At 59.9% G+C, this 13,743-nt stretch carries 8 protein-coding genes and 3 pseudogenes; 7 read left to right on the top strand and 4 right to left on the bottom strand.

The features are described from left to right. The 3 genes and pseudogenes from AC0L3K_RS38625 to AC0L3K_RS38615 all read right to left on the bottom strand — a co-directional run. Positions 1–2,501: pseudogene (locus AC0L3K_RS38625) on the bottom strand (hypothetical protein); the annotation flags it as partial. A gap of 73 nt (positions 2,502–2,574) precedes the next feature. Then, entirely contained in the window at positions 2,575–3,135 is a 561-nt protein-coding gene (locus AC0L3K_RS38620) for a hypothetical protein (RefSeq protein ID WP_219681368.1), read from the bottom strand. Between the two features lie 143 nt (positions 3,136–3,278). After that, on the bottom strand, positions 3,279–3,896 hold the full coding sequence (locus AC0L3K_RS38615; protein ID WP_354129575.1) for a sigma-70 family RNA polymerase sigma factor: 618 nt from the start codon (positions 3,894–3,896) through the stop codon (positions 3,279–3,281). Between the two features lie 752 nt (positions 3,897–4,648). Between AC0L3K_RS38615 and AC0L3K_RS38610 the strand changes: the two genes are divergently transcribed. From AC0L3K_RS38610 to AC0L3K_RS38595, 4 genes are all read left to right on the top strand, one after another. Next, entirely contained in the window at positions 4,649–4,849 is a 201-nt protein-coding gene (locus AC0L3K_RS38610) for a hypothetical protein (RefSeq protein WP_007601774.1), read from the top strand. A 115-nt stretch (positions 4,850–4,964) separates the two neighbouring features. Beyond that, the gene (locus tag AC0L3K_RS38605) at positions 4,965–6,215 is read left to right on the top strand and encodes a beta-barrel domain-containing protein (RefSeq protein WP_354129576.1); all 1,251 of its coding nucleotides are present in this window, start codon (positions 4,965–4,967) and stop codon (positions 6,213–6,215) included. A gap of 3 nt (positions 6,216–6,218) precedes the next feature. Then, positions 6,219–8,600: a peptidase domain-containing ABC transporter gene (locus AC0L3K_RS38600; RefSeq protein ID WP_219681362.1), complete on the top strand. Its 2,382-nt coding sequence runs from the start codon at positions 6,219–6,221 to the stop codon at positions 8,598–8,600. 1,092 nt (positions 8,601–9,692) lie between these two features. After that, positions 9,693–9,989 carry a hypothetical protein gene (locus AC0L3K_RS38595; RefSeq protein WP_354129578.1) on the top strand — a complete coding sequence of 99 codons (297 nt, stop codon included), beginning with the start codon at positions 9,693–9,695 and terminating at the stop codon, positions 9,987–9,989. Positions 9,990–10,048: 59 nt separating this feature from the next. Here the strand turns inward: AC0L3K_RS38595 and AC0L3K_RS38590 are convergent. Next, positions 10,049–10,247: pseudogene (locus AC0L3K_RS38590) on the bottom strand (transposase); the annotation flags it as partial. A 370-nt stretch (positions 10,248–10,617) separates the two neighbouring features. On the opposite strand from AC0L3K_RS38590, the gene AC0L3K_RS38585 reads away from it, so the two are divergent. The 3 genes and pseudogenes from AC0L3K_RS38585 to AC0L3K_RS38575 form a co-directional block, all read left to right on the top strand. Beyond that, positions 10,618–10,839 (top strand): GcrA family cell cycle regulator, encoded by a 222-nt coding sequence (locus AC0L3K_RS38585; RefSeq protein WP_354171544.1) that lies wholly within the window; start codon positions 10,618–10,620, stop codon positions 10,837–10,839. Positions 10,840–11,093: 254 nt separating this feature from the next. Further along, positions 11,094–11,267 (top strand): hypothetical protein, encoded by a 174-nt coding sequence (locus AC0L3K_RS38580; RefSeq protein ID WP_157158666.1) that lies wholly within the window; start codon positions 11,094–11,096, stop codon positions 11,265–11,267. A 1,323-nt stretch (positions 11,268–12,590) separates the two neighbouring features. Then, a pseudogene (locus AC0L3K_RS38575) lies at positions 12,591–12,932 on the top strand (transposase); the annotation flags it as partial. Positions 12,933–13,743: the final 811 nt, after the last annotated feature.

Raw genomic sequence — 13,743 nt, 5'->3', positions numbered from 1 at the left:
GTGTCCGCGACCGGCGCCGCACTCGCCAGAGCATCGCCAGCCACACTGCCCGTATCGGCCGGATGCGAGACGTCGCTCGTCGGGTCGGTCAGCGCGGCAGCCGTTGTGGTGAGCACCGGCTCGCTCGTGTCCGCGACCGGCGCCGCACTCGCCAAAGCATCGTCAGCCACACTGCCCGCATCGGCCGGATGCGAGACGTCGCTCGTCGGGTCGGTCAGCGCGACACCTGTTGTGGTGAGCACCGGCTCGCTCGTGTCCGCGACCGGCGCCGCACTCGCCAGAGCATCGCCAGCCACACTGCCCGTATCGGCCGGATGCGAGACGTCGCTGGTCGGGTCTGTCAGCGCGGCAGCCGTTGTGGTGAGCACCGGCTCGCTCGTGTCCGCGACCGGCGCCGTACTCGCCAGAGCATCGCCAGCCACACTGCCCGTATCGGCGGGTTTCGACACGTCGCTGGTCGGATCGGTCAGCGCGTCAGCTGTTGTGGTGAGCACCGGCTCGTTCGTGTCCGCGACCGGCGCCACACTTGCCAAAGCATCGCCAGCCACGCTGCCCGTGTCGGCCGGTTGCTGCGACACGTCGCTCGGCGCATCGGTCGGAGCCGCTGCTGTTGTGGTGAGCACCGGCTCAATCATGGCAGCCAGTGGTGCGGGACTCGCCAAAGCCTCGCCAGCCACACTCGCCGTGTCGGCCGGATCCGACAGTTCGCTCGATGGATCGGTCGGAGCCGCAGCTGTCGCAGTGAGCACCGGCTCGGTCATGTCAGCCACCGGCGCCGCACCCGCCAAAGCGTCGCCAGTCACACTCGCCGTATTGGCCGGATGCGACAGCTGGCTCGGCGGATCGGTCGAAGCGGCAGCTGTTGTGGTGAGCACATGCTCGCTCGTCTCAAGGACCGGCGCGCCACTCGCAAGAGCATTGCCAGCCACATCGGTGGGCTGGGATACATCACCAGGCGCACCGTTACCCGTGGTCAGTGCCGACTCCGCGATCTCAAGGGGGGGTGCTGAACTATCAAAGGTGTGAGTTCCCGTGCTGTCCGATGCAACCGTTTGCGACAACGCGCTCGACTGAGCGTCTGGACCCCTCGTCTGGCCAACCACCTCGTTGCTCACCGTGCTCACGGTGTCGATAGCCGTCGCGAGCGCAGGCGGCACCGTCGCCTCGACCGGCGCGATCGCGCCAACCATGTCGTCGGGCAGCGTACCCGCAGTGTCGGCCAGCGTCGATAGCGTCGGCTGCGTCGCCGCCTCGAGCGGCGTGATCGCGCCGGCCACGTCGTTGGGCAGCACACTGACGGCGTCGGTCGCCGTCGCGAGTGCTGGCGGCACCGTCGCCGCGACCGGCGCAATTGCGCCGACCACGTCGTTGGGTAGCGTGCCTGCAGTGTCGGCCAGAGTCGATAACGTCGGCTGCGCCGCCGCCTCAAGCGGCGCGATCGCGCCGGCCACGTCGTTGGGCAGCGCGCTGACGGTGTCGCTCGCCGTGGCGAGTGCCGGCATCACAGCCGCCTTGACCGGCGCAATTGCGCCAACCACGTCGTTCGGCAGCGCGCTGACAGTTTCGGCTGCCGTCGCGGGTGCCGGCGGCACCGCCGCCTCGGCCGGCGCAATGGCGCCAACCACGTCCTTAGGTAGCGTGCTGACTGTGTCGGTCGCCGTGGCGAGTGCCGGCATCACAGCCGCCTCGACTGAAGTAATCGTACCAACCACATCGTTGGGCAGCGTGCCAGCGGTGTCGGCCAGAGTTGATAGCGTCGGCTGCACCGCCGCCTCAAGCGGCGCGATCGCGCCGGCCTCGTCATCGGATAGCGTGCTGACGGTGTCGCTCGTCCCGAGCGCCGGCGGCACCATCGCCGCAACCGGCGCAATCCCTACCACCACGTCATTGCTCACATCGCCGATCATTCCAAGCAGGGGAAAGGAGCTGATGATCGACGGGCTAAACGAGTCGCTAAGCAAGTTAGACCGAACGGATTCGATGCTTCCGAGGTCGGAATCCGCTGACAGCGAGTTGACGCAACTAAGGTCGGCTGAGATGTGACCATGGTGCTTGCAAGAATCGACATCGTCGCCACCCCCACCCCCAGAGCTCGCAGTAGCAACTGCTTCGCCACGAGCGGTGCTCGGTCTGGGCGCGTCTTCATGCGGCTCCGCCAAGCGCCCGGTCGGATCGAGCTGAGCCACATGCGTGTCCGACGAGGCGGCCGGCCCCTTGGGCCTCTCATCCTCCCAGCCCGGTTGCGCGGGGTCGCTCGCAGGCAGCTCGTCGTTTGTTCCTTGCGGCCCCGCACCTGCCTGAGCGGCTGTCGCGTCTTCTTGCCTGGCCAGCGCAGATTTGAACGGGGCGGCAAGAAACTCCTCGCAGGCAACTAGCTGGGCAATAAAGAATGACCGGGTCAAGAAACTGAAAGAGCCGGATCGCTTGTCGGCACGCTGCACTCCGGCTTCGAAAATCTTCCGCTCTTGTTCGAACAAGTCGCGCTTTTCTATCTGGTGCATGACCGCCGCCTTTCTTGTTCAAAAACCACCCTCGCCCGGCAGCATCCACCGCCAGACGAGCCTCTTCGGCATGTCAGGCGCCCGTGTCGTGCGACGTATCCGTCGCCGTGTCGAAATGCCCTACGTCGAAGTGATCCATTGGGCCCATCAAACCGATGGCGTATTCGAGCGCATCGTCGGAAGACATCGAAGCGAGCGCGCCGTGTATGTCACCCGAATGATCTGGACCGTGCGAGCTGAAATCACCCGCGAACTCACCGTGGGAGAAGTCGAACTTGGCCAGCGCGTCACCAGGACTGCGATCGGTGTCGCCCCTGCTGCCATCGTCAGCCGGCTGGAGATCGCAATGGTCCTTGGGCTGGTATTCACCGTCCTTGGCATCCTTCCAGCCCCCATCGTGCTCTGGGTAGGTGCCGTCTTTCGGGTAAGCGCCCATGCCGCTAAGCTTGGAGTAATTTTCTTTGCCGTCGCCGGTCGAATACTCGTCGTTACCGCTGTGATCGTCATTCCACTTTGACTGCTTGCCGTCGCCACAGTCGTCCGGCTTGGTTGACGTGCATTCCTCGGCTGGGACGCCGGTTCCCGTGAGCTTTATCAGTCCGAGAATGGTCATCACACTGCTCAGGATAGACATGGCTTCGTTCCTCGCTTCAGCTTTGCGACGGTCACAGGCACCTGCGCCACGCGCGCGTGCCCTGCCCGGATCACCACGCCGTCACTCCTACTGTCGCCGAAGCACACCTATGGATGCAGCGGCGAGAAAAATAGTTTCACGCTTCATTCGAGCTGCCGGCGCATGGCCACGAGCTCTCTCCGGATCCACGCTTTGACGGTTCCGACGGGAACCTGGAGGTATTCGGAAATCTCCTCGTGCGTGCGCCCGTCGACGATCGCCAAGAGAAGGCTCGCGCGGCGCTGTGGCTCGAGTTGATCGAGCATGGTTCGCAACGTCATGCTGTCTGGGATACAGCACGCAGGGTTCGGAACCGTCTGTTCCCGCGCACAGATGGCATTCAATGCTTCGTCCTCCAGCGCGAGTTCGCGCCTGGCGTTCTGGCGCATCTTGAGCGCCGTGTTGCGGACGATCGCGTAGATCCAGCCCCGGGCGGATCCGCGTGCAGGATCGAAGTTTTTCGCATATCGGAGAATCTGCGCGAATGCGTCGTGGATGACGTCCTCGGAACGCGATCTGTCGTGCACGATACGGTGCGCCATCGCGCGCAACTGCTCCTTCTCGCGCGCGTAGATCCTGCCGACGGCGGACTGCGATCCGGAGGCGCACTCAAGCAGAGCTGTTTCGTAATTAAGAGCCGTCTCGCCAGTGAGACAGCTGTCATGGCGCGCTGCGCCGGAGCGAGACCTTGCCTTCGTTAAATCGAGGCACTGATGGGGCATGGTCGAAGTCACCCCTCGTAAGGCACTGCGGCATTTTATGCCGCGCATTTACAATTTATTTAAATGACCGATTTTAAATAAAAACGAAATCGGCTGTCGGCGAACTCAAGTCAGCAAGCAGCGACTTCGTTCCCGGAAGTTTTCAATTTTTTTTCCCGATCACCAAAGGGCAAACGTGGTCGTCAGGGGTGCAGGCGGACCATGGCTTGTCGTGCTCCCCGGCCAGGTGAGCCGCTGCGAGCAGCAACGTAAGTCTTCGAGCCAACCTCGAAAATGGGCAACGTCAACATCGTCGCTAGTCGCGTTTAAAACTTCAGAGCACGCAACGGGTCCGAGTCCCGCGTAATGCCACCGAAGGACATTCGACGCACCCTCCCAACACACTATGTCAAAACACGCGTCGACTTGCGCACCTTTCGCGATGAGCCATCGAATCAAGCTAAGGCGCTTCCCGGACCGAGCTCGCCACATGGCGCGTCAACGCGCTTTCCTTCGGAAGGCGCAATGTCGCATCTCGGCCGCGCAGAACATCCAGCAGACCAGAACCTCCAACTCACTCTGACGAAGCCGCCCTGACTTCTACTTAAAGCGCCTTGCATACGACATTGCAAAAATCACGATACAACAAGCGTGAAACACTTGCCGCTCACAAAATTTGCGCGACCGTGCATCCAGATTGGCGTCTTGCACCTAGTGATGACGTGGCAACAGTTACATCAATGTTCCGCCACCTAACCCGAAAGGAGACCAACATGCTAGAGATGACCAATCTTGCTCACCCTATCGAACTGTCTGATGAGGAGCTCGACCTCGTGGCCGCCGGCACCGGCGGCTGTGGCGGTGGCTGCCATGATGGCGGATCACTGATCCGAACTGGCGACATCAATGTGCTCAGCGGAAACCAAGTTCAGGTTGGCCTGCTGTCCAAGCAGTCCCAAGTCTTTATTGGGTAAAGGCGGGATGCATCGGCGAACCGCTTCTCCATCAGGAGAAGCGGTTCTCCGGTATCCATCCGCAGTCTTGCTTTGGCGGAAGATACTCCGCGCAGCGCTTCAGCAAGGTGCGTTCATGGCGAACCGACCAACTCTGTTTCGTAAGGAAGCCGTCGACTTTTTGCATCAGCGCCACACCTGGGGTGAGGTCGTATTGCTGCAGCCGCTGTCGAGCACACTGCTTAGCTGGAGCCTTGCGGCGCTCGTTGTATTCATTTTGTGTTTTCTCTCCATCGCGCAATACGCTCGCAAGGAGACCGTCTCCGGGTATCTGACGCCGACCTCCGGCACAGCTAAGATTTTCGTATCACAACAGGGCTTCATCAAGGCGATACACGTGAAGGAGGGGCAAGAGGTTGCGGAGGGTGACCCGCTCCTGACCATAGTCACTTCCCAAATCACGGCCAATGGCGATGACGTCAATGCGACCGTACTTGCGGTGCTGACGCAGCAACGCAATGTGGTCGAGCGACAGATCGATGCCGAAGATCGCCGAACCGCCTCAGAACGGGATCGCCTCGGTTCCACGATCAAGGGGATTGAAGGAGAAATTGTCCAACTCGAGGACCAGCGGAACATCCAAAACGAGCGACTGAAACTTTCCGAGAGCTTCGTATCAACGGGCGCTAAGCTAACCGCGAGCGGCGCATTGCCAACGATTGAGCTCAAGCGCCGCGAGCAGGCCGCACTTGAGCAAAAGCAGAGTGTGGTGTCGCTCGATCAGCAGATCACCGCGCGACACACTCAGTTGACAGACGCTCGGCATACACTCGAGCAACTCCCAACCATCGCCGCAGAGAGGATCCGAGGACTGCGTAATGAACTCTCCTCGATCGAACAGCGCGTGGCGGAGGTAAATGGGCGGCAGGCTTACGTTATCAAGGCGTCAACGAGTGGGCGCGTGTCCACGCTGCAGGCGACAATGGGCCAAATCGCGGATCCTCGGCATATGCAGCTCGAAATCATTCCCATTGATGCGCACTTGCAGGCGGAGCTGTTCTTTCCGACACGCGCGTCTGGTTTTGTGCGCCCCGGCCAGCAGGTTAGGATACTTTACGATGCATTTCCTTATCAGAAATTCGGCACCTACCGCGGCAGCGTGACCAACGTCTCTCACACCATTCTGACCGGCAACGAAACGACCGGGCCGATCGCCCTCAAGGAACCGGCTTACCGTGTGACTGCGGCTCTCGAGCGGCCCGACATCGACGCCTATGGCCGTAAGATGCCGCTTCAGCCGGACATGCTGCTCAGGGCCGACGTGATCCTTGAGCAGCGCTCCCTGATGAGGTGGCTGCTTGATCCGGTGTTGAGCGCAAGGATGTAGCCCATGCAGGGACTATTGAATTTCAGCGGCCGCAGATTCCTCCCGGTCATCCGGCAGACGGAGGCGACGGAGTGCGGGCTCGCTTGCCTTGCCATGGTAGCATCCTATCATGGTCATCGAACTGACTTGAACAGCCTGCGGCGCCGGCATCCAGTGTCCCTAAAAGGGGTCACTCTCCGCGACCTCATGGAAATAGCAGCTCGCCTCGGGCTGGCGTGTCGGCCACTGCGTATCGAGATCGGCCATCTCTGCCAATTGCGTCTGCCGGCTATCCTGCACTGGGACATGGCTCATTTCGTTGTTCTGAAAGCATATAGGAACAGGGGAATCGTGGTGCACGATCCGGCAGCCGGCGAGAAATGGTTTCCCCTCGCTGAAGCATCTAGACATCTCACCGGAGTCGCGCTCGAGCTCTCGCCCACTGAAGAGTTCTGCCGCACAGACGAGAGAGTGAGATTGCCGTTCTCGGTATTCTGGAGCGGAATGAACGGGAACACTTGTGCCCTCGCCCAAATATTAGTTCTGTCAGTGGTCATCGAAATTCTTCTCCTCGCCGCCCCTTTCTATATGCAGCTCACCGTTGACGAGGTCATCGCCAGAGGCGATGTCGATCTCCTGGTCGTCCTCGGGCTCGGATTCGCTCTGCTTCTCCTGATACGGGTCGCGTCGACCGCGACCCGCTCGTTCATTATTCTTGTTCTGCAGAACACGTTGAGTTTTCAGATCGGCGCGCGGCTGTTTCATCATCTGGTGCGCTTGCCACTCTCATTCTTCGAAAAGCGGCACATCGGCGACATCCTGTCTCGTTTCAACTCGATCGAGCCCATCCGCAACGTGCTCGCGGAGGGATTGATCACGGGGTTGATTGACGGTCTCATGTCGGTGTTGATGCTGGCGTTGATGTTCACCTACAACGTCCAGCTCGGACTTGTTGTCCTGCTGGCGTTCGCGTTGTATGCCACCCTGCGGCTCGCTCTTTTCAGCATGTTCCGGCAACGGAGCGAAGCGGCCATTCACAGCAAGGCAGATGAGAACTCCACTTTCATCGAAACCGTGCGAGCAGTGCAAAGCCTAAAGTTGCTCAACCGAGAAAACGAACGGGAGAGCCAGTGGCTGAACCGCTATGCTGCGTATATAACAGCCAACGTGCGGCTAGGTCGGGCGAGGATCAGCTTCAAAGCGATGAACGACACGATATTCGGCTTGGAGAACGTGATCACAATCTACCTCGCCGCTCGCCTCGCACTGGACAACCTCATCACGGTTGGCATGATATTCGCGTTCGTCAGCTACAAGTTGCAGTTCGCTGAGCGGACAGCGCTGCTGATCGAGAAGCTGGTGGATGTCCGCATTCTCGGGCTGCACCTGGAACGTCTCGCCGACATTGCGCTCACCCCGCTCGAGCGCGGGCACGACCGAGACCTGTCATATATCCGACAGATTCGCGGCGAGATCGAACTGCGCAACGTGTGCTTCCGGTATGCAGAAGGAGAGTCTCTGATTCTTAACAACGTCAATCTGTGCGTTGCTCCCGGACAATTCGTGACGATCATGGGACCATCGGGCTGCGGCAAGTCAACTCTTGTCAAGATTATGCTTGGGCTGCTCGAGCCAACGAGCGGTGAGGTTCTGATCGACGGCCTTCCGCTGGGCCAGATCGGACCGCGCGCTTATCGCGAGCAAATCGGCGCGGTGATGCAGGAGGATCAATTGCTGTCGGGATCGATTGCCGACAATATCTGCTTTTTTGACACAGCGTTCGATCTACAAGCCATGATCGATTGCGCGCGAATTGCCGGCATCCACGAGGACATCGTGGCAATGCCGATGAGCTACAACAGCCTCATCGGCGACATGGGAAGCTCGTTATCCAGTGGCCAGAAACAGCGAGTACTGCTTGCGCGCGCGCTCTATCGCCGACCAAAGATCCTGTTTCTGGACGAGGGCACGGCGCATCTCGACACACAGAAGGAGAAGGAAATCAATGCGAATCTCCGGCACCTTAGTATGACGCGCGTGAGCGTAGCGCACCGACCCGAAATTACCCAGGGAGCAGATATGATCATCCATCTTGCCGCGACGGCCAGACCGTTTCGGGTCGGAATGACGAGCCTCAGACGAGAAGCTGGGGCTGCGCAAGATGTCGGTGTGACCGGGTTTGCTGCCGAAGGTGCGAAATCGGCCGAGACCGATGACTGCCCCGGCGACGCCACGGGGGATGGCTCGAAGCGCGATGGTGACTGGAAAGACGCCAAGGACGACGACTGCCATTCAAAGGACTGCTGCCAGCTGCGGAAGGACTGCACCCCCAAGCCGTCCGACGACGGCGGCAAAGGCGACAACCCGGGTGAAGCGCTAGCCAGGATCGACTTCTCACGATGCTGATTCGGCTCGCGCAGTCTGATCATTCGCGTGACATGGAAGGCGCATTCGCTTCGAAGACGTCCGATGACGCGCGCGGATACGCCATCGGCGGCCAAACGCCTGCTGCAGTCGCGCGAGCGACGTACTGGCCGGATAGAGACCAAGCCGTTTCCTCGCGCTTTTATTGTTGCGTCGATTCCGACGTACGGCCGGGCTCAACTTTTCCCCAGCCTTGAGCCTGGGTCGCTCCGAACCTCATGGAACTAGTGTCGGTGCTCACGCGCCGGTTGGCTGCTGCCGCCATCAAGGCGTTCGGAGAACGCCTGGACCAAACCAGTCGCGGTCCCGCCTGTTCACGCTGGCGGTGCGCCATCAATATGCGAAACACCGACGTTTTCGCAGATTGAGACGAACGCCCTCTTCGCCTCAGCGTCCTCAAAGCAAAATCGTGTGCCTTGGACTGCGCGCTCAATCCACCAATCGATTTTGTTTGCCCGCGAAATGCGGGATGCCTCGCCGCGCAACTGATCCAATTGCCGTCCATAGGCCCGCACGATCACACAATTTGTCATTCGTTAATCCCCCAGAAACGCGCCGTTCTAACTAGCGCTGAACGCAAGTATCCGTCCGACTGTTCATCGCCCACGCGCGGTGAGCTATCCCCTCGAAACGCCAGAAAGTCACAGAGTCAGTCGCTGCGCAGCGATCGCACGTCAATCGCTCCTCGCCGAGTATGTAGCGCCCGCGGATCGCGGAAGCGGAATTTTTGCCTGATGGATAAATCAACAAACAATTGCGCATACGGCCAGCGCATCACAGCCCAACACCTTCGACGCCCCTCCGTGAGCCCGGTACCTCGTTGAGGAGGAGCTTAGCGAAACTTTGCACGCCTGAATGTTCGATCGCTAACACAGGAACCGCGACCACTTGCCCAGGCGTGGTGGGCATCCTTTCCGAATGTTGCTAGGCTACGCTCAACTGCGAGAGAGCGATGAGCAATGACTCGAAAGATCCGGGCCTTATGGCGCTGATCAGCGGCATTTTTGCTCCGCCCGCGCCGCCCACCCCGCGCCTCCGGCGCCGGAGATGCCGCCAACGCTCGAAGAGGAGCCCGTGACCGCGGCAGCGTCGCCTGCAAAACCGGTCGCACCCTTGTCCGCCGGCGGCCCCGATGGAAAACGAGCGCGACTGCCCGCTGTGGCGATCGCCGACCTCGTTCTTGGTGAGCTTCGCAAAGTTGAAGGCTTTTCGAGATCCGGAGTCTCGATCACCGTCTACGGAAGTCGACCTTGGAATGCGATGGTCACGTTCGCACCGTTCTCGACCACGTCCCAAGACGCTGCACGCCTGCGACACGCTTTGCCGGATATCGTCTTCAGGCTTCGTCAGTGCGTCGAGATCGAACAGTAGGTTCGGCCGATCACCTTCCACTCGGCGGCCCGACCCCCGCGCTCGGGTAGAGCGTGGACTCATTTAGCGCGCAGCCAAATGCGGATTGATGCGAGCTTGATGAAACGCCAGATAGTTGACTGAGAATTTGTGGTATCGGGTCGCGACCCGCCGACATTGCTTGATCTTGTTGAAGAACCTTTCGACGAGATTTCGCGCACGATAGAGAGACGGACTGAAGCAGATCGGGTCTTTGCGATTTCGTTCCGGCGGAATATCGCGGTCCATTCACAATCGCTGAGTTCGTAGCGCGTGATTCGAGGCCGATTTGAGAGCTTGAATCACGCCCAAAGCGATACCATCAAGCCGCAGTTGGCCGCAAAACCGCTAACGCTCCAGATTTACTTCCGCTTTCGGCGAGCAATGGACATGGCCGGGTTGGCCATTGCTTGGCGCAGATCGCGAGTGACCCATGGCGGACTTACGGGTACTATTGTTTGCTTAGCGAGGATCACCCCTTCGGTCCCGGGCGGTATCGCCAATTGTTGCACGGCAGCAAAGTATGAGCCGGTCGAGGTAGATTGGCGGAGTGGCCTTGGTAACATCATGCTTCTTGGATGAAGCCGATTAGCACGGGCCCTTCATCACGATGGCGCCCGGCCCCCCCAGCTACGTCGATATCCGTTCGTGGTCTCCCGAGGAAGAAGCGCAACTTCTTGCGTTATTCGACAGTGGCATGAGTGCAAGCGAGATCGGCCAGCGGTTAGACCGCACTCGCCTCGCGGTCTACGGTCGATTGCAACGCTTCCATAAGCAGCAAGGTCGAGTAAGCCGCACTAGCGGACGCGTCTTCGCGCAGCGGGCCGGGTAATCGGCGGGCTCGTGAAAACGTGGAAAGCGGGGCCAAGAATCGGCTGTTCCGCTGGACACTTACCTCGGCTTTTGGACCATCTTGCATGCACGAAAATGCGGGGGTGGACGGGACGTCGGAGTAGGTTCGTTACGCTTTCGAGGAGAGCGAACGACGTCATAGGGGAGCCGGCGCCGCTCGAGGCATCGCCAATCACCGTTCCTGCCGCAAGGCGAGCGCTGATCCCCACCCGTCGTGAAGGTTAGATTGGCGTATTGCGCCGTATCGAAGCCGCCGTTTCCATCGATAAGCTCACCGATCTGGCCGGCAATACCGCCACCAGCCCATGTCAGTCATCCGTCAACGATTGGATCGCTAAAATCGGTTGGACAGCGGACATCACGGTGACTGAGGCGCTCTTCGGCTTGGGGCCGTACCGCACGTTCTAGATTGTCTCGCGAACACTCTCGAACCCCGCCTCGATGACGGTGGACCCGCGAGCGGGCTACTCGTCTTGGCGTTGGTCAACGTAGCTCGGGTAAAAGACTTCTGCTATTGCGGTGAAGTTTTTAGATTTGCAACGGGGGCAGTGAGACGGCAAGTGAGCCCGCTCGATCCGTAGGACACAGTAACCGCCCCTCGGAAATCCTCTTCCAGTGTTCTCGAAATGAGGCGTGAGCCAAAGCCTTTCACGGTCGGCTCCGACACAGATGGGCCTCCGAATTCTTGGCAGACGAAGACAAACTTTTGATCACCCGCTTGATCTTCGGATGACCACACAACCGACACGCGGCCGCTTGTCACGCTCAGAGCGCCGTACTTCAACGCGTTAGTAGCAAGCTCGTGGACCGCCAAGGACAGGGCGAGCGACTGTCGTGATTTCAGAACAAGTGGAGGACCGGAAATCGTAATCCGGTCTTGGCCTGTTCTGTACGGGCTCAGGGCAGTATTGATCACATCTCGCAGTGGGGCGCAGCCCAATTTGCCGCAGTAAGCAAGTCGTGCGCTCGTCCGGTGATTGTCCGGCGCCCTAACCCGACGGACGATCGCGGCGCTGGGCGTCGATGCACCCCTTTGACTACCCCGCCAGCTTCTGGGCGGCGACGCTCGTCGAATTCTGCGAACGTAGCGATACCGCTGCGCGCGCCGCGGCAGCTCGTCATAGGTCTCTGGGAACGTGGAGGAGCTTGTCGCTTGTCCTGGATACCAAACTGGTTGAGGCTCCTGAAGCATAACTCCGTCGGCTTAATTGATCGCGGGCCGGCGACTTCCAGCCCGGGAGGGGCATTGCAAAGTCCCCATACCCTATTCACACGGCGTGCCAGGGTTCATGTGCGATGACGGAACAGCCTTTGGAACCATCGGTTCCGGACTGACTTGGTTTGATCCACCGGACCCTTACCGCCGAATACGTCCGGTGCGGAATGGCGGCCCCAGCCCTTGGCCCCCCATCCCCGCTGGGGCCGCTCTGTTTGCGCCCCCTGAGCGATGGCCGCAGGTTGTTGTGCCAAAGCTTCGAACCTGACGCCCTTCCGCATGCGCGCGGATTGACCAAAGGAAAGAGGGCCGAAAAGGAGAGGGCCGACTGAGGCGGCCTTCCGTTACGAGGGCGAGCACCACCGCCCGATGAGTTAGCGAGGACTTGGCGTAGCCTCGTGGTCGTAATCTGGGCAAATCAAACAGGTGGACCATCATAGGTCCCGACTCCTGCCTGACCAGTTCAGACCTGAATCGCACAATGCGCGCCCCGGAATTCGATCGACTTGGATGCTGATTCATGCCCACTCTCCGAAGAAGACACCATTGCGGCGATCGAGCAAGGCGTTCCTCTTTTGGTGGAAGCTCGAGAGATCATAGCCGCTTTCCATGCGATGATCCGCAAGAAGGCTCACGTAGAGCTTGAACCATGGTTGGAACGAGCGCGCGCAAGCCTCGTCATGTCCTTCGCCAATGGCGTCATCAAGGACAAGGCCGCTGTCAGCGCAGCGATCGCGACGTCATGGTCCAACGGACAGACCGAGGGCCAGATCACCAAGCTCAAACTGGTCAAACGCCAAATGTACGGACGCGCCAAGCTCGACTTGCTACAGGCTCGGCTAATCAGCGCCACATGACCAGTGCTGCACCAAAATTGCGTCAGAGCCAATTTTGGACGCCGATCCCCCGGCTTAAGGGGGCAATATTGCAAGCCGAATGACAGCCACCGCGCGTACTTCCTTGTCGCGGGTCGATCCGCGGCGCGAGTCGCCGCCGTGTTGGAGGCCCTCCCAACAGCATGCACTTCGTCGAGGATACTCCATCCTCCGAATCGCCTTGATGGCATTCGTTCTTTTGCGGCTCAGCCGGATTGCTACGGATGAAATCTACGATCTCCGTCGCAAGACAGCGTCTCGCATGCACAGGCGGAGGTTTGTCGGCCTTTGCCGAAGAGCGGACTAACGTCTGAATGCGAGGCATGTCGGCTTGTGGACCCCGTAGCGGACGTTCGCGACTGGCGATGAGCGCGTCTGCTTGGCCGAGTCAGCCGCAATGTCCCTGAACGACGCTACCGCTCGCCCGCATTAGCCTTTCTTCGCCCTAAGGCCATAATGCCGAACTTTAGCGGCTGTCCAAAGCTGGACCGCCATCACGCAAGTTGTGCCAGCTATCACCCTAAGGACTGCGTTACAGGTTGGGCAGTCGTCCACGCGCCGGCCGCAGCATCGGACAGCAGGTACTTTAATACGCCACGGAGCGCCGTTCAGTTGAATTATAATAGCCTCCCGTATGTCACGGTTTGGCATATAAGGAATCTTAACAACTTCAGCGCGTAATACGTTTGATTTGACGTGACGATATTAAAATGAATTTTGGGGCCAGCCAATGAGGGCAGTTTCTGCGGCCGATCTCATTACTGAGTTGGATGCCACCATCGCGAGGAGCTCA

It is taken from the genome of Bradyrhizobium sp. MI1.10 (genome assembly GCF_055811035.1).
The sequence above is the reverse complement of the archived record's forward strand: the minus strand, read 5'-3'. Positions and strand labels throughout refer to the sequence as shown.

What these genes read in the sequence shown, in the direction of transcription:
- AC0L3K_RS38620 (WP_219681368.1), bottom strand. Translation starts at nt 3,135, where the DNA reads ATGTCTATCCTGAGCAGTGTGATGACCATTCTCGGACTGATAAAGCTC.
- AC0L3K_RS38615 (WP_354129575.1), bottom strand. Translation starts at nt 3,896, where the DNA reads ATGCCCCATCAGTGCCTCGATTTAACGAAGGCAAGGTCTCGCTCCGGC.
- AC0L3K_RS38610 (WP_007601774.1), top strand. Translation starts at nt 4,649, where the DNA reads ATGCTAGAGATGACCAATCTTGCTCACCCTATCGAACTGTCTGATGAG.
- AC0L3K_RS38605 (WP_354129576.1), top strand. Translation starts at nt 4,965, where the DNA reads ATGGCGAACCGACCAACTCTGTTTCGTAAGGAAGCCGTCGACTTTTTG.
- AC0L3K_RS38600 (WP_219681362.1), top strand. Translation starts at nt 6,219, where the DNA reads ATGCAGGGACTATTGAATTTCAGCGGCCGCAGATTCCTCCCGGTCATC.
- AC0L3K_RS38585 (WP_354171544.1), top strand. Translation starts at nt 10,618, where the DNA reads ATGGCGCCCGGCCCCCCCAGCTACGTCGATATCCGTTCGTGGTCTCCC.